The sequence below is a fragment of the uncultured Brevundimonas sp. genome (genome assembly GCF_937870815.1).
Lineage (GTDB): Bacteria > Pseudomonadota > Alphaproteobacteria > Caulobacterales > Caulobacteraceae > Brevundimonas.
Genome location: NZ_CALMZS010000102.1, coordinates 1 through 25,512, shown reverse-complemented (window position 1 = coordinate 25,512; position 25,512 = coordinate 1). Strand labels below are relative to the sequence as shown.

The window sequence follows — 25,512 nt, the reverse complement described above, 5'->3', positions numbered from 1 at the left end:
TCTCCCGCAAGCGGGAGAAGGCGAAGCCCCGAGCACTCATGTCCGGTCCCTCACCGGCCAGCCGTGGTCCAGCGGCCCGTGTCCGGCGCCCAGGCCGGGGGCCCGGCGGATGGCCTCGGCGACATAGGCCCAGGCCTCGGCCACGGCGGCTTCCAGCGGCAGGCCCCTCGCCAGTCCGGCGGCGCAGGCGCTGGCCAGGGTGCAGCCGGTGCCGTGGGTGTGGCGGGTCTCGATCCGGGGTCCCTCCAGCAGGGTCTCGCCGGTCGGGGTCAGCAGCAGGTCGATGACCGTCTCGCCGGGCACGTGGCCGCCCTTCATCAGCACCGCCCGAGCGCCCATGGCCAGCAGGGCCTCGCCGGCCCGGCGCTGGCCGTCCAGATCGCCCACGGCCACGCCGGTCAGGGCCTCGGCCTCGGGCGCGTTGGGGGTCAGCAGGGCGGCGCGGGGGACCATCAGGCTGCGCACCGCCTGCACCGCCGCGTCGGGCAGCAGGGGCTGGCCGCCCTTGGCGATCATCACCGGGTCGACCACCGCCGGCGCGTCGCAGCTGTCGAGGACGGCGGCGACGCGCTCGACCACCCCGGTCGAGCCGAGCATGCCGGTCTTGATCGCGTCGGCGCCGATGTCGTCGAGCACCGCCCGCGCCTGGGCCTCGATCAGGTCCAGCGGCAGCGGATGGACGCCGTGGACGCCGAGGGTGTTCTGGACGGTGATCGCGGTGATCGCCGTGGCCGCATGGCCGCCCATGGCCGTCACCGCCTTGATGTCGGCCTGGATTCCCGCCCCGCCCCCGGAGTCGGAGCCGGCGATGATCAGGACGCGTCCGGGAAGCGAGGAAGTCATCCGGACGGCATGGCCAATCGCGGGCCGCCCGGCAAGACGGCGTCAGACATCGCCCACCGCCGCCTGCACCGCCAGCGCCTGCGCCGTCTCGCGGACATCGTGAACGCGAATGATCGCCGCGCCCTTCCGCGCCGCCTCCAGCGCCAGGGCCAGCGAGCCGCCGAGACGGTCGGACGGCTCGGTCGCGGTCGGGTCGATCGACTGGATGGTGCGCTTGCGGCTGGCCCCGTAGAGGACCGGGAAGCCGAGGGCGGCGATCCGGTCGAGGCGGGCGGTCAGAGCCAGGTTGTGCCGCGCCGTCTTGCCGAAGCCGAGGCCGGGATCGAGCCAGATGCGTTCGCGGGCCACGCCGGCCGCCATGGCCGCGGCGGCGCGGGCGGCCAGCCAGTCGGCCACCTCGGCGACCACGTCCCCATAGCGGGGATCGGCCTGCATGGTCCGCGGCTCGCCCCGGATATGCATCAGGACGATGTCGCAGCCGAGCGCCGCGGCGACCCCCGGGGCGTCGGCGGAGAAGGTCAGGCCGGTCACGTCGTTCCACATGGTGGCCCCGGCGGCGACGGCGGCGCGGGCGACCGCGGGCTTCATGGTGTCGATGCTGATCGGCCCGGCCCAGCGGGCGCGCAGGCCGGCGACGACGGGGACGGTGCGGGCGATTTCCTGGTCCTCGGCCACCGGCTCGGCGCCGGGCCGGGTGCTTTCGCCGCCGACGTCGAGGATGTCCGCGCCCTGCCCGACCAGCCGCAGCCCGTGGGCCACGGCGGCCTCGACCGAGTCCAGCCGGCCGCCGTCCGAAAAGCTGTCCGGCGTCACATTGACGATGCCCATCACCTGCGGGCGGGGCATCAGTCCTCGCCCCCGGGCCCGGTCGGACCGGTGTCGTCGAGATCGGCGAGACAGGCCATGGTCCCCGGCCCCGGCGACGCGCCTCAGTGGACCGTCGGCTGTTCGACATCGACCCCGTCGGAGACCGGGGTGATCGGGACCGAGACCGAGGGGCCGGCGTTGGGGAAGTTGCTCTCGTCGCGGTTGGGCGCGACGCCCTTCTCGAGCAGGTCCTTGATCTCCTGTCCCGACAGGGTCTCGTATTCGAGCAGGGCCTGGGACAATTTCTCGTGGTCGCCGGCCTTTTCGGTCAGGATCTTGCGGGCCTCGCTCCAGCCGGCGGTGACGATGCGCCGGACCTCTTCATCGATGATGCGGGCGGTCTGCTCGGAGACGTTCTGGCTGCGGGCGACCGAGTGGCCGAGGAAGACCTCCTCCTGGTTCTCGCCATAGGCCACGGTGCCGAGCTTCTCCGAAAAGCCCCAGCGGGTGACCATGGCGCGGGCCAGCTTGGTGGCCTGTTCGATGTCCGACGAGGCGCCCGAGGTGATGTTGTCCTTGCCGAAGATCAGCTCCTCGGCCACCCGGCCGCCGGCCATGATGGCGATGCGGTCGACCATCTGCCGGTATTTCATCGAATAGCGGTCGCCTTCCGGCAACTGCATGACCATGCCGAGGGCGCGGCCGCGCGGGACGATGGTGGCCTTGTGCACCGGGTCGGCCATCTTGACGTTCATGGCGACGATGGCGTGGCCGGCCTCGTGATAGGCGGTGAGGCGCTTCTCCTCCTCGTTCATGGCCATCGACTTGCGCTCGGCGCCCATCATGACCTTGTCCTTGGCGTCCTCGAAATCGCGGTGGGTGACCATGCGCCGGTCCTTGCGGGCCGCCATCAGGGCCGCCTCGTTGACGAGGTTGGCCAGATCGGCGCCGGAGAAGCCGGGGGTGCCGCGGGCGATGGTCTTGACGTTGACGTCGGCGGCGAGGGGGACGTCCTTCATGTGCACGCGCAGGATCTTCTCGCGGCCGCCCACGTCGGGGTTGGGGACCACGACCTGGCGGTCGAAACGGCCCGGGCGCAGCAGGGCCGGGTCGAGCACGTCGGGACGGTTGGTGGCGGCGATCAGGATGATGCCCTCGTTGGCCTCGAAGCCGTCCATCTCGACCAGCAACTGGTTGAGGGTCTGTTCGCGCTCGTCATTGCCGCCGCCGAGGCCGGCGCCGCGGTGACGGCCGACGGCGTCGATCTCGTCGATGAAGATGATGCAGGGGGCGTTCTTCTTGGCCTGTTCGAACATGTCGCGGACGCGGCTGGCGCCGACGCCGACGAACATCTCGACGAAGTCCGAACCCGAGATCGAGAAGAAGGGCACCCCCGCCTCGCCCGCGACGGCGCGGGCCAGCAGGGTCTTGCCGGTGCCGGGAGGGCCGACCAGCAGGGCGCCCTTGGGGATCTTGCCGCCCAGCTTCTGGAACTTGGCCGGATCCTTGAGGAAGTCGACGACCTCCTGCAGCTCCTCCTTGGCTTCGTCGACGCCGGCGACGTCGTCGAAGGTCTTGCGGCCCTTGTGTTCGGTCAGCAGCTTGGCCTTGGACTTGCCGAAGCCCATGGCGCCGCGCGCGCCGCCCTGCATCTGGCGCATGATCAGCACCCACAGGCCGATGATCAGGATGAAGGGCAGCAGGCCCACCAGGGCGGTGACCCAGATCGACTGGCGGCTGCTCTTGACGTCGACCTGGGCGCCGGCGGCGTTGAGGCTGTCGATCAGTTCGGTGTTGGGCAGGGCGGTGACGACGGTGAATTTGCGGTCGTCCTTCATCTGCACGGTCAGGGTCTCGTTCTTGACCTCGACCGCCGCGATGTCACCGGCCTCGCGCGCGGCGACCAGTTCGGAATAGGTCATCGGCTGCGGCCGGGCGGCGGAGGCCGGCTGGCCGGGCGCGCCCATCGGACCGCCCCGGTTCACCGCCACATAGACAGCGAGGAGACCCAGGATGGCGGCTCCCCAGATGGCCAGATTGCGAAGATTCATGCTCGTTTCGATCCCTGGAGGCGCGGCGCGCCGCCCTGTTCGGTGAAGTCAGCGCCAGAAAATAGGTGGTTCCGGGGCGGAGCGCCATGTGCGCGCGGCGCCAGATCGGACTCATGCGTCATTCGGCCCAGCGCCAGCGCCAGTCTCTCCTCGACCAGGGACCGCACGGCGGCGGCGTTTTCCGCGAGGATCGGCCCCGCCGCGCCGTCCGAAACCAGCACGGGCCGTCCCCCCCGCGCGGCGGGCGGCAGGGCGTCGAGCCGGGCCCGGTCGGCCTTCGACAGCGCGGCCCGTCGGCCGGCGGCGGGCGCGACGCTCCAGCCCGGTCCGGCGGCCGTGACCGCCCAGCGTCCGTCCCAGACGGTTTCGATCCCGGGGGCGAGGGGCTGCGGCGCGGCCGGGCGGCGGGCGAATTCGCCGGCCTCGCGGGTGACGAGGATCCGGTCCGGGCCAGCCTCGAGGCGGGCGCCGCACAGGACGGCGGTGAAGGCCTCCCCGGCCCGCAGGCGGGTCAGGAGGCGGTCGAGGCGGTCGCCGCGCGGCGGGCGATCCCCCCCGCCGGCGCAGACGAGGGCGGCGGCGAGGGTGCGGGCGGAGACGGCGCGGTCGAGGGCGAATGACCCCTCTCCCATCGGGAGAGGGCTTGAGCGCACGGCGGCGGAGCCGTCGTCCTGGCGCGAAAGGGTGAGGGAGTTCGGCGCCCGATCGTCAACATCGCAGCCCCTCATCCTCCCACGCCTGACGGCGCGGGCCCCTCCTTCTCCCATTGGGAGAAGGGACGCGCGGGCGCGGCTTCGGGCGAAGCGCGGGTCTTCATTCGCGGGATCGTCGATCCAGCCCGACCCCCGCGCCGTCAGCCAGTCCCGCAGCTCGGCCCGCCCGACGTCCAGCATCGGCCGGAGCAGCATCAGCCCCCTGCCCTCGGGCCAGGCGGGCGACGGCGACCAGTCGCGCACGCGGCCGAGGGTGGAGCCCTCGGCGCGCATCCGTTCGCCCTCGGCCAGGTCGTCGGCGGTGTGGCCGAACAGGACGATCCGGGCCCCGGCCGCGCGGGCGGCGTCGGCGATCAGCCGGTGGCGGGCGGCGCGGGCGGCGGCGGGCAGGCCGGCGGCGGGCTTCGGCCCGGTCCACGGCAGGGCGCGCCAGTCGGCCCCGGCGGCGCGGGCGGCCTCGCCGGCGAAGGCGGTCCAGCGGGCGCTGTCGGGGCTGAGGCCGTGATCGACGGTCAGGGCCAGCAGGGGCCGGCCGTGGTCGCGGGCCCAGCCGGCGGCGATTTCGAGCAGGGCGACGGAATCGCCGCCGCCGGAGAGGGCGATCGCCAGCGGCCGCGGCGCGTTCGGCTCGAGCCGGGCGGTCAGCCGCTCGCGGACGCGGCCGGGCCAGGGCGGGCCGGGCCGGGCCGGGGCGGTCAGGATCAGCCGGCTCTCCGGGCGGGACAGGCGAAGCGGCTGCGCAGCTCGGCGGCGCGGCTGCGCAGGGCGGCGGCGGAGGCGGCGGCGTAGCGCCGGTCGAACTCGCCCAGGGCGGCGCAGGCCTGGGTCTTGCGGTCGCTCTCCTTCAGCGCCGTGGCCAGCTCCAGCACGGTCGCGCCGGCCCAGGGGGTGGTCGGCCAGCCCTCGAGGGCGGCGGCGTAGAAGGCCACCGCGCCGGCGGCGTCGCCGGCCGCGACCCGCAGGTCGCCGAGCCGGGCGTTGGCCTCGCGCGCCTGCGGCGTCTCCGGCCAGGCCAGGGCGACGGTCTGCAGGGCCCGGTCGCCCATGGCCGGGTCCGACCCGGCCAGCCTTACGGCGGCGGCCAGGTCGCGGCCCGGATCGCCGGTCGGCGAGGTCGAGCTGACCGGCGCGTTCAGGGCCGCCTCACGTTCGGCCGCGGCGGCGATCGCGCCCAGCCGGGACTCGGCGGTGCGCAGCCGGGCCGCCAGGGCGGCGTTGTCTCGGGTCGCCTCGTCCAGCTGGAAGGTCAGCCGCTCGAGATCGCCGTTGACCCGCTGCAGCGTCGCCTCGAGGTCATTGACGCGGCGGTCCATGATGCCGACGCGGCCGCTCAGGGCCACGACCTCGGGATCGGGCTCCATGATGACCGGCTGGCCGGCGGCGTTGCGCTGGGTCAGGGCCCGTTCGAGCCGGCGGATATTGCGGTCCAGCCGGTCGAGCCGGCGCTTGTCCCACTGGATCGGCTCCATGGGCGCGGTCTGGGCGACCACCGTGGTCGTGCCGGCGATCAGCACGACGCCGAGCAGGGTGACGAGGGCGTTCTTCGAGCGGAGGGCGGGGAGCGGCTTCAGCATGACGGTTTCGTCCCACCGATTTGAGGCCGCCGCAAGGCCGTGCGCGGGTCAGGGGAACGGGCGGCCGCGCAACGACCGCCCCTCCGGGGCCCGGGCCCACCGCCGCCTCAGCGGGTGGCGCCGCTGACGATGGCGGTGTGGGCGTTGCGGTTGCGGGCCCAGGCCTCCTCATTGGAGCCGGCGGCGATCGGACGCTCCTTGCCGTAGCTGATGGTGTCGATACGGGCGGCGGAGACGCCGCGCTGGACCAGATAGGTGCGCACCGACTCGGCGCGGCGGGCGCCGAGGGCCAGATTATACTCGCGGGTGCCGCGTTCGTCGGCGTTGCCCTCGATGCGCACGGTGACCTGCGGATAGCGCTGCAGCCACGCCACCTGGGCGTCGAGGCGCGGATAGGCGTCGGTGCGGACCTCGTAGCTGTCGAGGTCGAAATAGACGCGGTCGCCGACGTTGACGACGAAGTCCTGCTCGGAGCCGGGAACGGAGGCGCCCAGGTCGCCGCCCTCGACCGACCCGGACGGGGCGGTCGGATACTGCGGGCCGGAGGCGGGCGGGACGGCCTCGCCCGCGGCGCTGTCGACCGGGCGGCGGGGCGTACAGGCGGCGATGGCCGTCACGGCCACGCCGATGGCGGCGAGGCGCAGAAGGGGCGAGGTCTTCATCATCGTCGGTCTCCTTGGTGCGAGGCCTCGGCCTCCAGCTTTGCTATAAGGTCCGGGTACTGGCGCGCCAGCGATTTCTCCAGCCGCGATAACGCGAAATTGAGCGCAAAGGCTCCGCTTCGCTCCGTCAGTTGGAGCAGCTGTCGGGGCCGCCGGCCCCGAGGTTGGAGGGTTGTTCGTCGAGCAGCGGCGACCAGGCCGGATCGGTGCCCCGGCCGCCGTAGCCCGCCTGGCTGACCACGCGGCCGGACAGGTCGACGGTCCACAGCCGGGTGTCGCCGCCCGGCGACTGGCGGGCGAACATGATGTAGCGGCCGTTGGGGGCCCAGGACGGCCCCTCCTCGAAATAGCTGGACGACAGGATGCGCTCGCCGGCGCCGTCCGGGCGCATGACGCCGGTCGAGAAGCGGCCGCCGGCCTGTTTGGTGAAGGCGATCAGATCGCCGCGCGGGCTCCAGTTCGGGGCGGTGTAGATTCCGCCGCCACGACTGATCGGGCGCTGGCCCGAGCCGTCGGCGCGCATCACATAGAGCCGGGCCGAGCCGGACCGGTCCGAGGTGAAGACGATCTGGCTGTTGTCGGGGCTGAACGAGGGCGAGGTGTCGATGCCCGGGTCGTTGGTCAGGCGGCGCACCTGGCGGCTGGCCAGGTCCATGACATAGACGTCGGTATTGCCGCCGCGGATGATCGAGAAGGCCATCTTCGAGCCGTCGTTGGAGAAGCGCGGGGCCAGCACCTGGCCGTCGAACTCGCCCAGCGACTCGCGCCGGCCGGTCGACAGGTTGAACAGATAGATGCGGCTGTAGTCCTTGCCGAGCGCCACATAGGTGATCTCGTTGGGGTCGTTGAGCGAGAAGCGCGGCGACATGATCACCTCGTCGCCCTGGGTCAGGAAGACCGGGTCGAAGCCGTCCTGGTCGGAAATCGCGAGGCGCGACAGGCGGTTCAGCTGGGTGCCGCTCTCCGAGACGAACAGCACGCGGCTGTCGAAGAAGCCGGCCTCGCCGGTCATGCGCTGGTAGACGACGTCGGCGATCTTGTGGCCGATGCGGCGCCACTGCTCGGGCGTGGCGGTGAAGCGGTAGGAGGCCAGCTGGCACTGGCGGTACGGATCGTAGAGGCGGAAGCCGAAGTCGTAGCGGTTGTCCGGACGCGGCGTGACCGCGCCGTAGAGCACCGCCTGGGCGCCGATCGAGGTCCACTGCGGGAAGTTGGGCGCATTGGCCAGGGTCAGGCCGGTCTCGACGAAGCCGGCCGGATCGAGCGGCTCGAAATAGCCGGAGCGGCGCAGGTCGGCGCGGATCACCTGCGACAGTTCGGACCCGTTCTGGCCGTCGAAATTGGCCACGGCGATCTGGAAGGGGCGGAGAACGCCCTGGTCGATCTCGACCTCGACCGGCCCCTCCTGCGGCGGCGGGGTCTGGGCCACGCCGACGGTGGCGGCCGTCGAGGCCATGGCCAGAATGGCGACGCCGGTCAGAAGTCGGTTCAGACGCATCGATAGCTCCCGCGAGTCAGACGTACGCCGGTCCTTATCACCGGACCGTTCGCCGAAAACCAGCATGGCCGTGATTGGGGCGACTTTCGGGCCTGATCAGCTTTGGTCAGTGACCGCCGAAGCTCACCGACAGGCGCGTTCCATGTTGAACGAGGGCCGGTATTCCCCTCCGGTGAAGCCCGGCGGAACGTCGAACGGCGCCGTCCGCACCAGCGCCTGCATCGCCCCGGCGGCGACGGCGCGCCAGACCGGATCATTGCGCCGGCCGACCAGCGTGGGCCCGGCGGTGATGCGGCCGCGCGGATCGAGGGTGACGTCCATCTGGATGCGCAGGTTCTCGGCCCCCGGCGTCTGGCAGGGCGGATTCCAGTTCTGATAGACCTGATTGAACATCGCGGTGATCACGGGTCCGCTGGTCTGGCCCGCGGTCCCGCTCGACTGCTGGCCCGACGGCGGCCGGGTGTCGCGCCGGGGCGAGGCGTTGCGGCGCTCGGCGGCCAGCTTGCCGAGGTCGAGGCTCTCCTCGCGCGGACGCGGCGTCTCGCGCTTCGTCGCGGGGGGCGGCGTGGCCGGCGGACGCGGCGGCGGCCGGCGGGTGTCCGGGCGCGGCGCCGGGGCCTTCTCGGGCGGACGCGGCGTGGGCGCGGGGGCCGGCGTCGGCGGCGTCGGCTCCGGCGCCTCGAGCGGGGGCGCGGCGGCGGCGTCGACGGCCGGCTCCTCGGACGGGGCGTCGGCCGGACCGGCCGGCGTCAGGATCTCGGAGACGATCGAGACCGGCACGGCGTTGACGATCTGGCGCGGCGGGCGGTCGCCGCCGAACGTCACGGCCAGCAGCACCGCGCCGACGACCGCCGCATGGACGACCACGGATCCGATCAGGGCCGAGCCGGGACGGTCCAAGGCTCAGCCCCCCTCGGCCGGCGCCGACGTGTCGGTGATCAGGTTCAGCCTGGTGAAGCCGGCGCCGGACAGCCGCGCCATGACCCGCGCCACGGCCTGATAGGGGGCGCGGCCGTCGGCGCGGACGAAGACCGGCTTGTCGCGGGCGTCGGCGCCGCCTTCGCGGGCCACCCGGGCGACCAGATCGTTCCAGTCCACGCCGCCCTCGCCGACGAAGATGGCCCCGTCGCGGTCGATCGAGACCGTCACGGGCTGGTCGGTGACGTCGACCGCGCTGGCCTCGGTCTTCGGCAGTTCGACCTCGACGCCGGTGGTCAGCAGCGGGGCCGAGATCATGAAGATGATCAGCAGCACCAGCATCACGTCGACCAGGGGGGTGACGTTGATCTCGCTGAGGGGCCGTTTGCGGGCCCGCCTGCGGCCGCGGACGTGGCCGCCGCCTCCGGCTGCTCCACCGAGGGCCATGCTCAGACCTCCCGATGGCCGTAGTCGGCCGCAGCCCGCGGCGGCGGGCCGGCCGGAGCGCCGAGGCGGCGGGCCACGGCGGCCTGCAGGTCGTCGGCGAAGCTCTCGAGCCGGCCGGTGAACTTGCCCGCGTCGATGGAGAATTTGTTGTAGGCCATATAGGCCGGGATGGCCGCGGCGAGGCCGAGGGCCGTGGCGAACAGGGCCTCGGAGATGGCCGGGGCCACGGTGGCCAGATTGGTGTTGCCCGAGGCGGCGATGGCCCCGAAGGCGTTCATGATGCCCCAGACCGTGCCGAACAGGCCGATGAAGGGCGAGGCGGTGGCGACCACCGAGAGCACGCCGAGCCCGGCCTCGACCCGCTGGCCCTCGCGGGCGATCAGGCTGTCGAGGGCGCGGTCGATGCGGGCCATCAGCATATTGCCCTGCCCCTCGGTCAGCGGGCCGCGCGTGCGGGCCTCGCGCCAGTCGGCGAGGGCGACGACCAGCATGCGCGGCAGCGGATCGGCCGGATCGGGACCCGCCTGGGACGCGATCTCCTCCAGCGACCGGCCCGAGCCGACGGCGCGTTCGAAGGCGGTGGCCTGGCGGTTCATGGAGGCGAAGCGCACCGCCTTGTCGATGATCACCGCCCAGGACCACAGCGAGGCCGCGGCGAGGCCGATCATGATGGCCTTCACGACCGGATCCGCCTCCAGGAACAGGGTCACGGGATTCAGCATCGTCGAGGCCTCAGCGGCGATGGTCATTCGGTCGTCCTCCCTGGTCCGTCCGTCCTGTGCACCGGACGGGGGTGGCGGATATGTGGCGATCCAGGCGGGTCTAGCGGGGTCCGGCCGCGCCGTCACCCCGCTGCACGTGACAGGGTCGCGAGGGGGTCAGGGTTCGCCCGCCAGCCACGGCTCCACCTTGTCGCGAAGGGCGGGCGGGGGCCGGCGCGGGCGGCCGTCCATATGGATGCAGACCGCCTCGACGGCGGCGCGGCACAGGACATCGGCCCCCCGCGCGATGCTCTGGGAGATCAGCAGGCGGGGGCCCTTGATGGCCCGGTAGCGGGTGCGCACGACCAGTTCGTCGTCGATCCGCGCCGGCTTGAGGAAGTCCAGCTCCATCCTGGAGACGACGAAGGCCGTCGGCTGGTCGCCGTCCAGCAGCCGGGCGTGGCCGACCCCCATCAGGCGCAGGGCGTCCGACCGCCCGCGCTCGAAATAGCGCACATAGCTGCCGTGGTAGACCAGGCCGGTGAAGTCGGTGTCCTCGTAGTAGACGCGGACCGGCAGGCGGTGCTCGCCGTCCTCGAAGCGGCCGGCGGTGGGGGCGTCGATCATCGGCGGGCCCCTCCCCTCGCACCGGGGGCGCGGGTCAGGAAGCCGGGGCAGACGTCGCGCAGCATCTCGTCGAACTCGGCCTTCAGCGGATCGGTCTCCAGCAGGATGCGGTTGGGACGCGAGATGAACACCACCAGTTCGCCGCCGCTCGAGACGTAGCCGCAGACGGCGCGGCGGCGGCCGCGTTCGGTGTAGCGCACCGCCGCGCCCGGCCCGACGTGTTCGCGCAGCTGGAGGCCGGCCCGCTCCTCGGGCGACGGCTCGCCGCCGCCGAGGCCGCCGCCGCGGCCGACCACCCAGAGCAGCAGGACGCCGAGCGCCAGCACCGCCGCGCCCAGCACGGCGATCAACCGCTCGACCCTGATGACCCGACGCGCCATGCCGCCTCCGTTGCCGGCCAAGCATGACGGGGTTCGCCCGCGCCGTGAAGAGTCCGGGAGTGATCGAAGCGGGGATGTCGTCGCGATTCAGGCGGCTTGTTTGTAGCGGCGGTCTGGCCGGAGACTAATTCGCCGGTTCGGCGAAAGGACGACGCTCAACCCGTCCCGATGGAGAGAGCAAACTTCTTCGTCGGCGTCCTGGTCCCAAAAATTGGAGAGGTCGAGATTGAGGGAACGCCCGCCAGTGAAAACAAACCTCAACGCCTTGGCGTTGGTCTCGACCGCGCAGAGCTTCTCGCCGAGAAACGCCTCCCGGAGCACAGGCGCCAGATCCTCGTCGAGCGTGGCGCTGTTCAGCCGACGATGCGAGCCGCTGACCCACCAATAGGCGTTGCCGATACTCAGGAAAGCCGACCCGACCAACACCGGGGAACCTCGCGTCGTCGTCTTGGCCCTCGGCACGCCAAAATCGAATACGAGCATGGATCCCAGCACGCGCGTGACCTGAAAGCAGCGTAGCTCGTCCTCAAAGCCCGCGAGAGCGGCATTGAACACGGCGGCGATCTCGCTCGGCCGCTGACCGCCGTCATACGCCATTCTTCACCTCTCCGGCGATGCTCATCAGGTCATCATAGCTCAAATCCGCGCCTTGTTCCCGGCTTTCCAGCTCGACCCTGCGCCGAAACGTCCAACGCTGGTCGTCGCTGAGCCCCATTGCACTCGCGGCGTCCTTGACCTGCCGGTTCTGCGCGCGATTGCTCCGGGGCCGACCTTTTCGGTCCCTCGCACCCTTGCGGCCCATCACTTGCCGCCGAACAGCCCGCCCTGCTCAGGCGGGCGGGGCGGCTCGGCCAGGCCGAGATGGGCGTAGGCCCGGGCGCAGGCCATGCGGCCGCGCGGCGTGCGCTGGATGAAGCCCTGCTGCAGCAGATAGGGCTCGATGACGTCCTCGACCGCGTCGCGGGCCTCGGCGATGGCGGCGGCGAGGGTGTCCATGCCGACCGGGCCGCCGCCGTAGTTCTCGATCAGGGCCCTGAGGAAGCGGCGGTCGTTGGCGTCGAGCCCCGCCTCGTCGATCTCCAGCCGGCTGAGGGCGCGGGCGGCGGCGAGGCGGTCGATGGAGGTGGCGCCGTCGGCGGTGGCGAAGTCCCGGACCCGGCGCAGCAGGCGGCCGGCGACGCGGGGGGTGCCGCGCGAGCGCGAGGCGATCTCGCGGGCGCCGTCCTCGGCGATGGGCGCGCCCAGCCTGCGGGCCGCCCCCATGATCACCCGCACCAATTCCTCGGGCGTATAGAATTCGAGCCGCAGGGGGATGCCGAACCGGTCCCTCAGCGGCGTGGCCAGCAGGCCGGCCCGGGTGGTGGCGCCGACGAGGGTGAAGGGGGCCAGGTCGATGCGCACCGAGCGGGCCGAGGGCCCCTCGCCGATGATCAGGTCCAGCACATGGTCCTCCATGGCGGGATAGAGGATCTCCTCCACCGTCGGGGCCAGCCGGTGGATCTCGTCGATGAACAGCACGTCGCGGGGTTCGAGATTGGTCAGGATGGCCGCCAGATCGCCGGCCTTGGCCAGGATCGGGCCGGAGGTGGCGCGGAAGCCGACGCCGAGCTCGCGCGAGACGATCTGGGCCAGGGTGGTCTTGCCGAGGCCGGGCGGGCCGAACAGCAGCACGTGGTCGAGCGCCTCGCCGCGCCCGCGCGCCGCCTCGATGAAGACCTTCAGATTGCCCTTGGCCTGCTCCTGGCCGACGAATTCGGACAGGGTCCGCGGCCGCAGGGCGCGGTCGTGGGTTTCGCCGGGGGCGGGGGCGGGATCCACCAGCCTGTCCTCAGTCATGCTCATACCCGCCCTTCCCGGCGAAGCCGGGGATCGGAAGGTTCATCACAGCGGACACAACGATGGCCACAACGGGCACGACGGGGCCTGAGCCAGGAGCAAGCCGCGTCGTGTTCGTTGTGAATCCGTCGTGCTCGTTGTGATGAACCTGCTTCGCAGGTTGGAAGATCGCCCCTCAACGTCCCAGCTCCTGCAACGCCGCGCGGATGACGGCGGACAGGTCGGCGGCGTCGCCGAGGCGGATCAGCGCCTGGTCGACGGCGCGGCGGGCGTTGACCTCGGCCACGCCGAGGCCGAGCAGGGCCGAGACGGCCTCGCCCGTGACGCTCGGAACGGGCGGCGCGACTTCGGCGTGCACGCCCGCGGCCGAGGACGTGAAGCTGACCTCGCCGAGCGGCTTGCCCTTCAGCTCGGTGACGATGCGCAGGGCCAGCTTCGGCCCGACGCCGTTGGCGCGGGCCACGGCGGCCCTGTCCTCGCGGGCCACGGCGGCGGCGAGCTCGCCGGGCGGCAGCACGTCGAGCACCGACAGGGCCGCCTTGGGGCCGACGCCCTGGATGCCGGTCAGGGTGGTGAAGGCGCGCCGCTCGTCGCGGGTCAGGAAGCCGTAGAGGCGGGGCCCGCTCTCGGCGTTCCAGTTCGATTCGATATGCAGGGTGGCCTCGTCGCCGGGGGCGGGCAGCCGCTGCAGGGTGCGGGCCCCGCAGGCCACGACATAGCCGACGCCGGCGCAGTCGATCAGGCAGTGGTCGGGCTCGACCTCGGCCAGCACGCCCCTGAGCCGCCCGATCATGATACGATCCTCCCCCGATGGGGGAGGAATGAGCAGGGCCCGCCTGCGCAGCTGGGCGTGGGTGATGGCCACGGCGAGGGCGTCGGCGGCGTCGGCCTTCACATCGCCGGCCGAGGGCAGCAGGCGCTTCACCATGAAGGCGATCTGTGCCTTGTCGGCGTGGCCGGCCCCGACCACCGCCTTCTTGATCAGATTGGGCGAATATTCGGCGACGCCGAGGCCGTGGCGCGCCGGGGCCAGCATGACCGCGGCGCGGGCGTGGCCCAGCTTCAGCGTCGAGGCCGGATTCATGTTGACGAAGACCTCCTCGATGGCGGCCTCGTCGCAGGCGTGGACGGCGCAGACCGCGCCGATCGCCTCGAGCAGATGGAGCAGGCGCTCGCTGAAAGGGGCGGCCTCGGGCGGGGCCACGACGCCGTGGGCGATCCAGCGCAGGCGCGAGCCCTCGGCCGCCACCACGCCCCAGCCGGTGCGCCGCAGGCCGGGGTCAAGACCGAGGATTCGAGTCGTTTCGTTCGCCATCCGTTCCAGTCATGCCGCAAAGAGGGTTAGCGGACAATGACCGGGGATGCGGGCGACCGTATTTCCGCCGCCGTCAGTCGTCGCGCGGGTCGAGCCGGTAGCCGGTGACGCCCTCGATGGTCCGCAGGCGGGCCGCCAGCCGCTTCAGCGGTTCCGCGCCCCGGGCGCGGATGCGGAAGCAGCGGCGAACGGACTCGCCGCCGTCGATCAGCTCGTGGCGTTCGTCGCGCATCGGACCGCCGGCCTCGCGCAGGGCCGACTCGACGGCATCCCCCGCGGCCGGGTCCCCGCGCCGCCAGACCACCTCGGCGTCGACGACCGTCTGCTGGGGCAGCCGCGCGCTGACGATCCGCAGCACTGCGAGGATGGCCACGGCGAGCACCGTCCCGGCGGCCGCCAGCGGGAACAGGCCGACCCCGAACAGCAGGCCGATGGCCGCAGTGATCCACAGCGACGCCGCCGTGGTCAGGCCGTGGATCGAGAAGCCGGCCCGGAAGATCACCCCGGCGCAGAGGAAGCCGATGCCGGTCAGCACGCCGTGGGCCATCCGCGTCGGATCGCTGACGACCGCGCTCCCGGCCAGGGCGTCGAACCGCCAGGCGGACTGGGACACGGCCGCCTCCATCAGCAGGGCGGAGGCCAGGCAGACGAGAATATGGGTGCGCAGTCCCGCCGCCCGGCCGCGCCACTCGCGCTCGAAGCCGATCATCCCGCCGGCCAGCACGGCGGCCAGCAGGGACGGGACGAAATCGGGCAGGTCGCTCAGGTCCATGGATGGGCAACCCCCGGCCCGCCGCCGGGGTTCCGGGCCGGCCGGCGGCCGCGGCGGCGGGAACCGGCGCCGCGCGACCGGGTTACAGCCTCTGCCGCGAGGTCAACCCCGACGATTCGGAGCCCCCATGAGCCTCTCACCGGAACGGCGCCTGCCGAAGCCAGCCTACGAAGACCTGAGGGCCGAGGTGCTGCGCGCCGCCGTCGAGCTGTCGGAAGAGCAGCTGCTCGACCTCGCCGACGCCCTGCACGGCCTGATCCGCCTGCGCCGGCCCGGCCGCCCGCTGCGCAACCCCGACGGCTGGGTCACCGACGAGCTGCGCAGCTTCGCCGGCTGACCGTCAGCCCGCGTATTTCGCCAGGTCCTCGTCCGAGATGTCCTCGTTCGAATAGACGTTCTGCACGTCGTCCTCGGCGTCCAGGGCGTCGAGCAGCCGCATCAGCGTGCCGACCGCCTCGCCGGTGACGGTGACCTCCGACTGCGGCTTCCACACCAGCGCCGTCGACTTCGGGTCGCCCAGCACCCTGGACATGGCGTCGGCGACCTCGTTGAGGTCCTCGAACCGGGTCCAGATGGTGTGGCCCGGGGCGTCCTCGTAGACGTCCGGCTTGACCAGGTCGCTCTCGACGTCCTGGGCGCCGGCCTCGATCGCCGCCTCCATGACCTGGTCCTCGGTGCCGGCCTCGGCCGGATAGATGATCTGGCCCACCCGGTCCCACATGAAGGCGACCGAGTTGATCTCGCCGAGCTGGCCGCCGTTCTTGGAGAAGGCGGCGCGGATGTTGGAGCCGGCCCGGTTGCGGTTGTCGGTCAGGGCCTCGACGATGATGCCGACGCCGCCGGGGCCGCGGCCCTCGTAGCGGATCTCCTCCATGGTGTCGGCGTCGCCGCTGGAGGCCTTGTTGATGGCCCGCTGGATGACGTCCTTGGGCAGGCTCTCGGCCTTGGCGTTGTTCACCGCCAGGCGCAGGCGCGGGTTCATGGCCGGGTCGGGCAGGCCCGATTTGGCGGCCACGGTGATGTCCCGCGACAGCTTCGAGAACAGTTTGGACCGCTGCGCGTCGGCGCGGCCCTTGCGGTGCATGATGTTCTTGAATTTGGAATGGCCGGCCATGAGTCTCTCTTGGTGCGCTGTCGCTCGCGACGCGGTCGCTCGCTGCCTGAGCGCGGTCGCTGTTCGTCGGCGCGCCGTCTAGCCGATGGCGGGGCGGCTGTCACGGGCAGGAACCGCCGCCTTCGCCGGGCATTCCGGCACTGACCCCGCCGGAGCCCGCCATGACCGCCGAAGACTCCATCCAGGACGCCGACCTCTATTCCGACGAGGATCTCGGCGAGGCCGACATCGTCGAGTGGTACGAGGCCCGCCCGGTCACCGTGCCCGCCGCCGTCGCCACCGGCGCCATCGTCGCCGCCTTCGCCCTCGGGGTGCTGACCGCCGTCGGCGCCCTGGCGCTGACGGGACGGCTGGACGACTGATCAGCAGCAGCTGTTCCCGATGTACCAGTTTTCGGCCACGCGACGGTACACGACACGCCATCGGTCTTGTTGCGTGGCTATCTCGACGTCGGTGTCAGGTACGACAGGCCCGTCTGGCGCAACCGGGCTGAACAGTAGGGTCTTGAGTTGACCTGAGGTCGCAATTCCTGAGCTGTGCATATGGAATGACACAGTGATTGGGCGCGTGGGGCCGGCGCCCACGCTGTTGATGCCTTGCTTCTTCATGAAATCAGCCAGTGCCTGGACGCGCGCATTGTCGGTGTCGGTCGGCTGCACGGAGACGGAGCCGTCTGAGCGCAAATCCACCCGTTGGATGACCGGTTCGGCGGTCATCAGATCAACGGCATTCTGAAAGCCTGTTCGATCCATTTCGAACCGTTCGATAAGCGCCTCGTCTCTGGCGCGCGCGTCAAGTTCCCCGCAGGCGACGCTGAGTGAGCAGAGTCCAATCAACAAGGCCAAGCCGCGCGATCTCATGTTTTCAACGACTCCAGAAACCCCCGCATCCTGTCGTCCACCGGCACGGGCCGCTTCGAGTCGCGGTCGACATAGACGTGGACGAAATGGCCGACGGCGGCGGCCTCCTCCTCCTTGTTGCGGAACAGGCCGATCTCGTAGCGGACCGAGCTGGCGCCCACATGGCCGACGCGGACCCCGGCCTCGATCTCGTCCGGAAAGGCGGTCGGGGTGAAGTAGCGGCAGCCGGTCTCGGCCACCAGGCCGATGACCTTGCCGTGGTGGATGTCGAGCAGGCCGTTGACGACCAGCAGCCGGTTCACCGCCGTGTCGAACCACGAGTAATAGACGACGTTGTTCACGTGGCCGTAGACGTCGTTGTCCATCCAGCGCGTGGAGATGGCCTGGAAGCGGCGGTAGTCGCCGCGCCTGGTCCGCTCGATCGTGCCCGTCATGAACTCTCCCCGTTATTGGGCGCACGGCGCCTCGCTGCCTGAGCGCGTTTCGTGCGGCTTCGGTCGAGTCCGCTTGAGCCGAGCCTTGGGCCTGGCGGACGCGGCGTCAAGCGCCCCGCCTCGCCGGCATGCGGATCACCGCCGCCGCGCCGCGGGTCTTCGACGCCCTCGGCGACGCGGCGGCGGTGTGCAGCGTGGCGACCTTCCCCTGATCCGGGCCGGGGTGGACCCGGTCGCGGCAACGCTGCTACGCCATGCGGATGGAAACCGGCGCCCTCGTCACCCTCGGCCTGTATTTCATGCTGATGCTGGGCATCGGCGTCTATGCGTGGCGCAGGTCCACCGGCGACGTGTCCGGCTACATGCTGGGCGGGCGGCGGCTGGGGCCGGCGGTGACGGCGCTGTCGGCGGGCGCCTCGGACATGAGCGGCTGGCTGATGCTGGGCCTGCCCGGGGCCATGTTCGCCACCGGGCTGTCGGCGGCCTGGATCGGGCTCGGCCTGGTCGCAGGGGCCTGGCTGAACTACCTGATCGTGGCTCCGCGGCTGCGCGTCTACACCGAGGCGGCCGGGGACGCGATCACCATCCCCGACTATCTCGGCAAGCGGTTCGCCGACCGGTCGCACCTGCTGCGGGTGATCTCCTCCCTCGTCATCGTCGTCTTCTTCACCCTCTACACCGCCAGCGGCCTGGTCGCGGGCGGCAAGCTGTTCGACAGCGCCTTCGGCCTCGACTACGCCTGGGGCCTGTGGATCACCGCCGGGGTGGTGCTGGCCTACACATTGTTCGGGGGCTTTCTGGCCGTCAGCCTGACCGATTTCGTGCAGGGCTGCATCATGTTCCTGGCCCTGGTCCTCGTGCCGGTCGTGGCCATGATCGAGGTCGGCGGCCCGGCCGAGACGGCGGAGATCGTCCGCTCGGTCGATCCGGCCCGCCTCGACCTGCTGGCCGGGACCAGCGCCGTCGGCGTCGTCTCGGCCCTGGCCTGGGGCCTCGGCTATTTCGGCCAGCCGCACATCATCGTCCGCTTCATGGCCATCCGCTCGGTGCGGGACATTCCGGTCGCCCGCCGCATCGGCATGAGCTGGATGATCGTGTCGCTGGCCGGGGCCCTCGCCACCGGCCTGACCGGCCTGGCCTACGCCACCGCCCACGGCCTCAGCGTCGCCGATCCGGAGACCATCTTCATCCTCCTCTCCGACCTGCTGTTCGATCCGCTGGTCACCGGCTTCCTGCTGGCCGCCATCCTCGCGGCCATCATGAGCACCATCTCGTCGCAGCTGCTGGTGTCGTCCTCCTCCCTGACCGAAGACTTCTACGGCCTGTTCGTGCGCCGCAGCGCGTCGCAGACCGAGCTGGTGCTGGTCGGGCGGATCGCCGTGCTGGCGGTCGCCCTCGCCGCCGTCGGGCTGGCGTACAGCCCGGACAACAATGTGCTGGGCCTCGTGGCCAACGCCTGGGCCGGCTTCGGCGCCGCCTTCGGGCCGCTGATCATCCTGTCGCTGACGTGGAGGCGGATGACGCGGAACGGCGCCCTCGCCGGCATGATCACCGGCGCCGCCACCGTGCTGGTCTGGATCTTCGCCCCGGTGCTGCCCTCGGGCGCGGCCCTGACCACGGTGCTGTACGAGATGGTCCCCGGCTTCCTCCTCAGCGCCCTGGCCATCGTCGGCGTCAGCCTGATGGGCCGGACCCCGCAGGGCGAGGTCGCCGGGACCTTCGACGCCGTCGGGGCGAAGCTGGCCGGGGCGCGGGCGCCGGAGGCGGCCTCGTGAACGCCCGCGCCGCCCCCCTGCGCCGCCTCGCCGACCTGCCCGGCGTCGACGCCCTCGAGCTGAAGGCGCTGATGAAGCCGCGCCTCGCCGACCCGGACCTGCGCCACGAACACCCGGAGGTCGACGCCGTCGCCCGCGCCGCCTTCGGCCTGTCGCTGGACGAGGCCGAGGCCGTCCCCCTGCCCGCCGACTGGCCCGACCATCTGCGCGACCTTCACCGCCGCTCCCCCGCCGACCTGGTCCCGGCCTTCGAGGCCGAGGGCTGGGACGTGACGGACAAACGCCGCAAGCCGCTGCGCCTGCTGCCCCTGTTCGCCCTGCCGCTGGCCCTGGCCGCGCGCGGCGTGGCCGGGACCCTGCCGTTCGCCCCCGAGCCGGACCATCCGGCGACCGACTGGGGCGCCAACCTGAAGGCCGAGGCGGGGCGGTTCAGGAAGCGGTGACATCGGCGGGAGCGTCGGCCTCCTCCTTCCGGGCCTCGTGTTCAAGGCGCTCCTGTTCGTAGAGGTACAGCAGGGGCGGCAGGATGAAGTCCGCGTATTTCGGGCGGCCGCCCTCGCGCACGCTCCACAGGAAGAAGCCCTCGCGATCGCACATCGGCTCGATCTCGCCCCGGGCGATGCGGGCGAGGCGCTCGCGCTGGACCTCGTGGATGACGAGGTCATTGATGCGGCGGCGGCTGAGGGGTCGGTGTTTCATGGGAGCTCCGGGGGGCTGGGGGCCAGGGGCGCGCTTCGGGCATGACTCTTCGCCGCTTGCGGGCAAGCGGGTGGGGAGAGAGCGGGACAGCCGGGCCTCGCCCGGTGAAATCGTGATAACCGTTTCGACGAGACAGGCTGTCCCGCGCAGTCGATTTCCACACGACCCTCCGGCTGGCGGCCCGATTGAGGCCTTGCCGGAACATGGCGGCGCCATTGCTGGACATCGCCATGGGCCGGACGTGACCGCACGAAAGGCGGCATCGGCCCGACCTCAAACCGCGCGGCGAGCAAGCAGAGGCCATCCATCGACCTCCGCGAGGACCCCCGGACTCTCCTTCGCCCGGGCTTCATCGCTCGACCACAGCCCGCCGCCATCGAGGAACGTGGATCCGACGCCCTCCCCACCGACGGGATGGGAGGGAGTGTACGACGGGTCCTTCCTGGGGCGGAAAGATTGCATCGAGAATCTACTATGGGGTTGAAAGAGCCGGAGATTTTCCTCTGAACCCGACTATAGATTCGCGGATTGCCAGCACAGCGTCACGGCTCCCCCGTCTCCTCCCTGTTCGCGCAGCGATGGGGAGGTGGCGCGGCGCGAATACGCGCCGTGACGGAGGGGTAGGCGGCGTGCGCGGATCGGCGCCCATCCACCGCTTCGCGGTCCCCCTCCCCATCGCGGAGCGACGGGGAGGAGACAAGACGCGACGGCGGAGGCTGGCGATGAACTCAGAGAGCGATTTCCTCGAACCGAGCATACAACTTGGCGAGGCTTGCGGACCGGATGCGAAATTGACTGCGGCGTTTCAGACGCGGTTCACCCGACGATGCGAGCTCGAGTTTGATTCCTGGATCGTACCAGACGGCGCCGCTGGAGACTGCCGCCAGAAACCTCTCAAAATCCGTCTCGATGCCCAGCCGGACCCGATCACCGTAGCGATAGTGAACGGGATCGCCGCGTTGACAGAGGCTCGGCACATACGCCGCTTTGGCGTGCTTTCGATTCCAGTGTTTTAGAAGTCCGGCGTAGTGCCACTCTGCAGCGATTTCACCCTCGTCGTCATGCAAGGCGAATGAGGCGTGGGGATCTGTTATTCGTTCTTCCCTGGTGTCGTAGCCAAGCAACTGCAACGTCAGTCCGGTCACCTCATTTCGGACTCCGGCTCGATGCGGGCTTGAGAAGTTCAACCGGTCCCCAACTGTCCTGTCAGCATAACCAAACCTCCGAACGAAGGCAGCCGCCCCCTGAGTCTTGTAGAAGCCGCCTGTGGGCTCGGGCGTCATCAACGTGAGTTGCCCCACCCCCAATCTGTCAAAGCGGGTTACGGCGTGGCTCTTGAGTTCCCAGCCCTCGAAATCCGGTTCACTTCTGCCGTTCGGGGCGATCCCCAGCTGGGCCTCCAAGGTATACCCACCGCAGTTGGTCCCTCCACATGGCCCCAAGTGTCCATCAGGATAGAGCCGCTGCGCCTGAACCCATCCGGCCGCCGCGATGGTCGTCAACCGCTCAAGCAACCGGTCACGAGACGTATCAGCCGTGCCTATCGGGAGATGTTTGAAAGCGCCCGTCTGGGCCAAGCCGCCCAGCGCCGATAGTTCCGCCACCAGCGCCGGATCATTGTCGGCGTAGGCCAGAATCCGCTGCGACCGCGTTATGCCGAGGAAGAGCACCCGGCCCTCGTCGCGCGAAGTCATGAGCTGATTGGGAGCGCCCCGTGCACCGAGGAGGAAGCCCGACAGACGAACCTCTGGATACTGCGGATAAAGAATAAGCTGGGTGTTGGGAGCAACTGCGGGTTCGCCGTCAAGGCGTAGCCAGTGGAAATCCAGCGCCGCGCTCAGAATGTGCATCCCTTTTGACGTCCTTACCGACTGAATCTCGCCCATCGGGAGGACATTCAAAATACCCAAGCTTCCAGCTATGTAGACTTGGTTCTTGGAATTGTCGTTTGGGGACAGCTTCTTGTAAAGAAGCTGGGTCACTCCTTGGGCGAGCATCGCCCTCTCGACATCCCTGAGATTCATCTTCCCCCGCTCTATGGTCCGTCGGGGATTTCCAGCCTGACGGTCGATGACAACAACCAAGCCTGGCAGTCATCAACGACCTTGGCCATGGGCCACTTGCGTGAACCCTTCAGCGCACACTCCCAGATAACCGCTACTCGCCAACCCTGATCGACCAGGCGATCTTCCGCTGCCCGATGGACCTCGCAGTTCCGCCCGATCTTCTCCCGCCAGAACTCCGGCCTCGTCTTCGGCCATTTGAACAGGTGACATCCGTGCCCGTGCCAGAAGCAGCCGTGCACGAAGATCACCGCGCGGTGCTTCGGCAGGCACAGGTCGGGGTTGCCGGGCAGGTCCTTGCAGTGCAGTCGGTAGCGGAAGCCGCGCGCGTGGAGCGCCTTGCGGATCTGCAGTTCCGGCCTGGTGTTCTTGCCCCGGATGCCGGACATCATCCGGCTGCGGGTGGCCGGATCGACGACGTCAGCCAACCTTCGCCTTCGGCCGTTTCCCGAGCGCGGCGAAGAGGTGCGGCTTCATATGTTCGGCGACGGCTTTCACGGCCGGCACCACAACAGAATTCCCGAACTGGCGATAGGCCTGGGTGTCCGAAACCGGGATGATGAAGTCGTTGCCCTGGGGCTCGTCGAAACCCATCAGCCTGGCGCATTCTCGCGGCGTCAGCCGGCGCGGCGCCTTGCCGTCCTCCTGCTTTACGAGGATTTCCGAGCCATCCTTGTAGTAGCGGGCCGACAGGGTGCGGGCCACGTCATCGGGTCCGACAAGGCCAAAGCCGAAGCCGTTGCCGGCGGCCTGGTGCTTTTCCTTGTAGCGCTGGAGATAGTTCCAGAGGTGGTCGGTCAGGGTGTATTTGTCCGACACGCGACCGGAATTGCCGACGGTGAAGCGCTGGTCGGGCGCCTCCGAGCCGTCACCCGGATGGAGGATGGTCTCCAGCTTCGGGGCCGCGTCAGGCAGCTTCAGGTCGGCGAAGCGGAAGCCCTGGTCCTCGCGGAAGCCGACGATGAAAATCCGCTCGCGATGCTGGGGGGTCCAGTGGCGTCCGTCGATAACCCGGAAGTCGATGGTGTAGCCGAGCTCTTCCGTCAGAACATCCTTGATGGTCTGGAAGGTCTTGCCCTTGTCGTGGCCGACGAGGTTGCGGACGTTCTCGAGCAGGAAGGCCGCCGGGCGATGGTGGGCGATGATGCGCGCCACGTCGTAGAAAAGCGTGCCCTGGGTCTTGTCCGCAAAACCGTGCGCCCGGCCCAGAGCGTTCTTCTTCGACACGCCGGCGATGGAGAAGGGCTGGCAGGGAAAGCCGGCCAGCAGAACGTCATGGGGCGGGATGGCCGCCGCCTCGATTTTGGTGATGTCGCCGTTGATTTCGTGGTCGTCGTCGGGGAAGTTCGCCCGGTAGGTCTTCTGACTGTACCTGTCCCATTCGGACGTGAAGACGCACCGGCCGCCGATCGACTCGAAGCCCCGCCGCAATCCGCCGATGCCCGCGAACAGGTCGATGAAGGTGAAATCGCCCGGGGCGTCGTCCTTGTCGCCGCGGATCAATTTCAGCGCGGGCTGCTTCACCGTCGGACGGGCGGGCCCCTCGATCAGGCCAAGATCGACCGCCTTGTCGGCCGTCGCCTGGCCAGCCTGTTTCACCATCAGGGCATACTCCGACACGGTCGACTCCGCGCTTGTTGAGCGTGGCAGACTGGAGAGATTCCGCCAGGAGAACAAGTCAGGAACAACCTGATCATGAACAGGTTTCCGGAGTCCTACCAGAGCGTCGCCCGCCTCCCTGCGGCGGACCCATGGATCCCCGGGACGGACCCGGGGATGACGGCGGGTAGGCGCGCCCCGCCCCCCCTAAGCCCGGTCCCTCACCCGCATCGCCCCGCCGGCGCTGGTCTCCACCTCGAACCGGCCGGTGGCGCGGATCAGGTCGGAGAGCTTGGCGTAGCCGTAGCTGCGCTGGTCGAAGTCGGGGTAGGCGTTGCGCAGGCGGTTGGCGATGCCGCCGGCGTTGACCCAGCCGGCGCCGTCCTCGTCCATGTCGGCGATGACCGTGGCGATCAGGCGGGCGGCCTCGGCCGGGGGGCGTTTGCCGGGGGCGGGCGCGGCGCCGGCCCCGGCCGCGGCGGACTTGCGGCCGCGGCCGGAGGACGCCGGGGCGGCCTCGTCCTCGCCGCCCGCGACGGGGGCGCTGAGGTTCTCGGTGTAGATGAAGCGGGTGCAGGCCTGGCGGAAGCTCTCGGGCGTCTTGCGCTCGCCGAAGCCGTAGACGTCGACCCCCTCCTCGCGGATGCGCGAGGCCAGGCGGGTGAAGTCGGCGTCGGAGGAGACCAGGCAGAAGCCGTCGAAGCGGCCCGAGTGGAGCAGGTCCATGGCGTCGATGACGAGGGCGATGTCGCCGGAATTCTTGCCCTTGGTGTTGGCGAAATTCTGCTGCGGCTGGATGGCGAAGCGGGCGAGGACGCGGGTCCAGCCGGCGATCTGGGCGCTGGCGAAGTCGCCGTAGATGCGCCGGGCCGAGGCCTCGCCGAGGGTGGCGATCTCGGTGAACAGGGCCTCGGCGATCTTGGGCGAGGCGTTCTCGGCGTCGATCAGCACGGCCAGGCGCGGGGCGCGGTCGGCGGCTTTGATTGTGTCGGTCGCCATCGGTTCAGCCTTCTCGCGGGGCGGCCATCGGACCCGTCCGCGGGAGGCGGGTCAATCCCCAAGACGGTCAGGCGCCGAAATGGGGACGCCGTTTCGCCTCTCCTGTCGATACGGCGCCTTGAAAGGCGTGTGTCCCGACCTTTCCTATTCCGCCGCGCAGGCGTGGCCGTCCTTGCCGGCGGACGGCCGCGGCGCCCTGGTCCAGTCGCCGGGGGCCAGGACGGTGCTGGCGGACAGCAGTTCGATGCCCACGACCTTGTTGTCGGCGCTGTAGTCCAGCACGAACGGCCCGGCGTCCGCCCCTTCGACGGGGCGCTCGTCCGACAGCCGAATGTACAGGGCGTCGGCCTCGGGATCATAGGTTATTTCAGGCGCCATCGGGCGGTCTCGCGTCTCGGTCGGGGAAGGCCGACAGGACCCGAATATGATCGTTTTCCTCGACACACGCCACCCTGAGGACGCGGCCGTCCAGTTCGGGCGGCCGACCGAAACGCCGCTCGACGCCCGGCCTGGGGTCCGGTTCGGTCCATAGCGGATGGCGAACGGCGGCGACGACGGCGGCCTCCGGGAGGCCGTACTGGGCCATGCGGGCGCGGGCGTGACGAGTCAGGATGATCGTTTTCATGACGCGATCATCCCCCCGAAGCGTCAATCCTCGTCCATCTTCAGCGCGGCGATGAAGGCCTCCTGCGGGATCTCGACCTTGCCGAACTGGCGCATCCGCTTCTTGCCGGCCTTCTGCTTCTCGAGCAGCTTCTTCTTGCGGGTGGCGTCGCCGCCGTAGCATTTGGAGGTCACGTCCTTGCGCAGGGCGCGGACGGTCTC

Annotated in this window: 32 protein-coding genes and 1 pseudogene; 4 read left to right on the top strand and 29 right to left on the bottom strand. The window is 70.5% G+C overall.

Features of this window, described 5'->3' with window-relative positions; all coding sequences use genetic code 11:
- Window positions 1-36 precede the first annotated feature (36 nt).
- From thiD to Q0588_RS06360, 18 genes and pseudogenes are all read right to left on the bottom strand, one after another.
- Complete coding sequence (gene thiD, locus Q0588_RS06445; RefSeq protein ID WP_298744799.1) at window positions 37-843, bottom strand: bifunctional hydroxymethylpyrimidine kinase/phosphomethylpyrimidine kinase; 807 nt, start codon at window positions 841-843, stop codon at window positions 37-39.
- A gap of 42 nt (window positions 844-885) precedes the next feature.
- Complete coding sequence (gene folP / locus Q0588_RS06440; protein WP_298744797.1) at window positions 886-1,689, bottom strand: dihydropteroate synthase; 804 nt, start codon at window positions 1,687-1,689, stop codon at window positions 886-888.
- An 83-nt stretch (window positions 1,690-1,772) separates the two neighbouring features.
- Window positions 1,773-3,701 carry an ATP-dependent zinc metalloprotease FtsH gene (ftsH, locus tag Q0588_RS06435; RefSeq protein ID WP_366872686.1) on the bottom strand — a complete coding sequence of 643 codons (1,929 nt, stop codon included), beginning with the start codon at window positions 3,699-3,701 and terminating at the stop codon, window positions 1,773-1,775.
- Entirely contained in the window at window positions 3,698-4,975 is a 1,278-nt protein-coding gene (locus Q0588_RS06430; RefSeq protein ID WP_298744848.1) for an ATP-binding protein, read from the bottom strand. The genes ftsH and Q0588_RS06430 overlap by 4 nt, the downstream gene beginning before the upstream one ends.
- Window positions 4,976-5,115: 140 nt before the next feature.
- Window positions 5,116-5,988 (bottom strand): tol-pal system protein, encoded by an 873-nt coding sequence (locus tag Q0588_RS06425; RefSeq protein ID WP_298744795.1) that lies wholly within the window; start codon window positions 5,986-5,988, stop codon window positions 5,116-5,118.
- Between the two features lie 107 nt (window positions 5,989-6,095).
- Window positions 6,096-6,650: a peptidoglycan-associated lipoprotein Pal gene (gene pal, locus Q0588_RS06420; RefSeq protein ID WP_298744846.1), complete on the bottom strand. Its 555-nt coding sequence runs from the start codon at window positions 6,648-6,650 to the stop codon at window positions 6,096-6,098.
- Window positions 6,651-6,777: 127 nt separating this feature from the next.
- Window positions 6,778-8,148 carry a Tol-Pal system beta propeller repeat protein TolB gene (tolB, locus tag Q0588_RS06415; protein ID WP_298744793.1) on the bottom strand — a complete coding sequence of 457 codons (1,371 nt, stop codon included), beginning with the start codon at window positions 8,146-8,148 and terminating at the stop codon, window positions 6,778-6,780.
- Window positions 8,149-8,271: 123 nt separating this feature from the next.
- Window positions 8,272-9,048, bottom strand: a complete 777-nt coding sequence (locus Q0588_RS06410) for a hypothetical protein (RefSeq protein ID WP_298744791.1) — start codon at window positions 9,046-9,048, stop codon at window positions 8,272-8,274.
- A 3-nt stretch (window positions 9,049-9,051) separates the two neighbouring features.
- Complete coding sequence (locus tag Q0588_RS06405) at window positions 9,052-9,513, bottom strand: ExbD/TolR family protein (RefSeq protein ID WP_298744788.1); 462 nt, start codon at window positions 9,511-9,513, stop codon at window positions 9,052-9,054.
- A 2-nt stretch (window positions 9,514-9,515) separates the two neighbouring features.
- A complete protein-coding gene (gene tolQ / locus Q0588_RS06400) occupies window positions 9,516-10,262 on the bottom strand; it encodes a protein TolQ (protein WP_298744786.1) in 747 nt (248 codons plus the stop codon).
- 129 nt (window positions 10,263-10,391) lie between these two features.
- The gene (gene ybgC, locus Q0588_RS06395) at window positions 10,392-10,841 is read right to left on the bottom strand and encodes a tol-pal system-associated acyl-CoA thioesterase (protein WP_298744784.1); all 450 of its coding nucleotides are present in this window, start codon (window positions 10,839-10,841) and stop codon (window positions 10,392-10,394) included.
- Complete coding sequence (locus tag Q0588_RS06390; RefSeq protein ID WP_298744782.1) at window positions 10,838-11,221, bottom strand: hypothetical protein; 384 nt, start codon at window positions 11,219-11,221, stop codon at window positions 10,838-10,840. Before Q0588_RS06390 ends, ybgC begins: the two co-directional genes overlap by 4 nt.
- A gap of 87 nt (window positions 11,222-11,308) precedes the next feature.
- Window positions 11,309-11,818, bottom strand: coding sequence for a hypothetical protein (locus Q0588_RS06385; RefSeq protein WP_298744781.1), 510 nt, complete (start codon window positions 11,816-11,818; stop codon window positions 11,309-11,311).
- Window positions 11,808-12,023 (bottom strand): hypothetical protein, encoded by a 216-nt coding sequence (locus Q0588_RS06380; RefSeq protein WP_298744779.1) that lies wholly within the window; start codon window positions 12,021-12,023, stop codon window positions 11,808-11,810. The genes Q0588_RS06385 and Q0588_RS06380 overlap by 11 nt, the downstream gene beginning before the upstream one ends.
- Entirely contained in the window at window positions 12,023-13,057 is a 1,035-nt protein-coding gene (gene ruvB / locus Q0588_RS06375; protein ID WP_298744778.1) for a Holliday junction branch migration DNA helicase RuvB, read from the bottom strand. Before ruvB ends, Q0588_RS06380 begins: the two co-directional genes overlap by 1 nt.
- 175 nt (window positions 13,058-13,232) lie before the next feature.
- Window positions 13,233-13,850 (bottom strand): Holliday junction branch migration protein RuvA, encoded by a 618-nt coding sequence (gene ruvA / locus Q0588_RS06370; RefSeq protein WP_298744844.1) that lies wholly within the window; start codon window positions 13,848-13,850, stop codon window positions 13,233-13,235.
- A 33-nt stretch (window positions 13,851-13,883) separates the two neighbouring features.
- A pseudogene (gene ruvC, locus Q0588_RS06365) lies at window positions 13,884-14,372 on the bottom strand (crossover junction endodeoxyribonuclease RuvC); the annotation flags it as partial.
- Window positions 14,373-14,445: 73 nt separating this feature from the next.
- Window positions 14,446-15,144, bottom strand: a complete 699-nt coding sequence (locus tag Q0588_RS06360; protein WP_298744776.1) for an MgtC/SapB family protein — start codon at window positions 15,142-15,144, stop codon at window positions 14,446-14,448.
- 127 nt (window positions 15,145-15,271) lie between these two features.
- Between Q0588_RS06360 and Q0588_RS06355 the strand changes: the two genes are divergently transcribed.
- Window positions 15,272-15,481 carry a hypothetical protein gene (locus Q0588_RS06355; RefSeq protein ID WP_298744774.1) on the top strand — a complete coding sequence of 70 codons (210 nt, stop codon included), beginning with the start codon at window positions 15,272-15,274 and terminating at the stop codon, window positions 15,479-15,481.
- A 3-nt stretch (window positions 15,482-15,484) separates the two neighbouring features.
- On the opposite strand, the gene Q0588_RS06350 is transcribed toward Q0588_RS06355, so the two are convergent.
- Window positions 15,485-16,258 (bottom strand): YebC/PmpR family DNA-binding transcriptional regulator, encoded by a 774-nt coding sequence (locus tag Q0588_RS06350; RefSeq protein ID WP_298744772.1) that lies wholly within the window; start codon window positions 16,256-16,258, stop codon window positions 15,485-15,487.
- Window positions 16,259-16,419: 161 nt separating this feature from the next.
- On the opposite strand from Q0588_RS06350, the gene Q0588_RS06345 reads away from it, so the two are divergent.
- Complete coding sequence (locus tag Q0588_RS06345) at window positions 16,420-16,620, top strand: hypothetical protein (RefSeq protein ID WP_298744769.1); 201 nt, start codon at window positions 16,420-16,422, stop codon at window positions 16,618-16,620.
- Here the strand turns inward: Q0588_RS06345 and Q0588_RS06340 are convergent, their stop codons facing one another.
- Window positions 16,621-17,103, bottom strand: a complete 483-nt coding sequence (locus Q0588_RS06340) for a hypothetical protein (RefSeq protein ID WP_298744768.1) — start codon at window positions 17,101-17,103, stop codon at window positions 16,621-16,623.
- Window positions 17,104-17,114: 11 nt separating this feature from the next.
- The gene (locus Q0588_RS06335; RefSeq protein ID WP_298744766.1) at window positions 17,115-17,552 is read right to left on the bottom strand and encodes a thioesterase family protein; all 438 of its coding nucleotides are present in this window, start codon (window positions 17,550-17,552) and stop codon (window positions 17,115-17,117) included.
- Between the two features lie 254 nt (window positions 17,553-17,806).
- On the opposite strand from Q0588_RS06335, the gene putP reads away from it, so the two are divergent.
- Both putP and Q0588_RS06325 read left to right on the top strand, forming a co-directional pair.
- Window positions 17,807-19,327 carry a sodium/proline symporter PutP gene (putP, locus tag Q0588_RS06330; RefSeq protein ID WP_298744764.1) on the top strand — a complete coding sequence of 507 codons (1,521 nt, stop codon included), beginning with the start codon at window positions 17,807-17,809 and terminating at the stop codon, window positions 19,325-19,327.
- On the top strand, window positions 19,324-19,770 hold the full coding sequence (locus tag Q0588_RS06325; protein ID WP_298744762.1) for a hypothetical protein: 447 nt from the start codon (window positions 19,324-19,326) through the stop codon (window positions 19,768-19,770). The genes putP and Q0588_RS06325 overlap by 4 nt, the downstream gene beginning before the upstream one ends.
- On the opposite strand, the gene Q0588_RS06320 is transcribed toward Q0588_RS06325, so the two are convergent.
- The 8 genes from Q0588_RS06320 to Q0588_RS06285 form a co-directional block, all read right to left on the bottom strand.
- Entirely contained in the window at window positions 19,757-20,026 is a 270-nt protein-coding gene (locus Q0588_RS06320) for a hypothetical protein (RefSeq protein ID WP_298744761.1), read from the bottom strand. The genes Q0588_RS06325 and Q0588_RS06320 overlap by 14 nt on opposite strands.
- 728 nt (window positions 20,027-20,754) lie before the next feature.
- Complete coding sequence (locus Q0588_RS06315; RefSeq protein WP_298744760.1) at window positions 20,755-22,050, bottom strand: MvaI/BcnI family restriction endonuclease; 1,296 nt, start codon at window positions 22,048-22,050, stop codon at window positions 20,755-20,757.
- A gap of 11 nt (window positions 22,051-22,061) precedes the next feature.
- Window positions 22,062-22,517, bottom strand: coding sequence for a very short patch repair endonuclease (locus tag Q0588_RS06310; protein ID WP_298744759.1), 456 nt, complete (start codon window positions 22,515-22,517; stop codon window positions 22,062-22,064).
- Window positions 22,510-23,709: a DNA (cytosine-5-)-methyltransferase gene (gene dcm / locus Q0588_RS06305; protein WP_298744757.1), complete on the bottom strand. Its 1,200-nt coding sequence runs from the start codon at window positions 23,707-23,709 to the stop codon at window positions 22,510-22,512. Before dcm ends, Q0588_RS06310 begins: the two co-directional genes overlap by 8 nt.
- Window positions 23,710-23,895: 186 nt before the next feature.
- On the bottom strand, window positions 23,896-24,687 hold the full coding sequence (locus Q0588_RS06300; RefSeq protein ID WP_298744756.1) for an NYN domain-containing protein: 792 nt from the start codon (window positions 24,685-24,687) through the stop codon (window positions 23,896-23,898).
- A 144-nt stretch (window positions 24,688-24,831) separates the two neighbouring features.
- Window positions 24,832-25,065, bottom strand: a complete 234-nt coding sequence (locus Q0588_RS06295) for a DUF2283 domain-containing protein (protein ID WP_298744754.1) — start codon at window positions 25,063-25,065, stop codon at window positions 24,832-24,834.
- The gene (locus Q0588_RS06290) at window positions 25,055-25,312 is read right to left on the bottom strand and encodes a DUF4258 domain-containing protein (protein WP_298744753.1); all 258 of its coding nucleotides are present in this window, start codon (window positions 25,310-25,312) and stop codon (window positions 25,055-25,057) included. The genes Q0588_RS06295 and Q0588_RS06290 overlap by 11 nt, the downstream gene beginning before the upstream one ends.
- 23 nt (window positions 25,313-25,335) lie before the next feature.
- Window positions 25,336-25,512: hypothetical protein (locus Q0588_RS06285; protein ID WP_298744842.1), on the bottom strand; the 177-nt coding region annotated here is incomplete at its 5' end.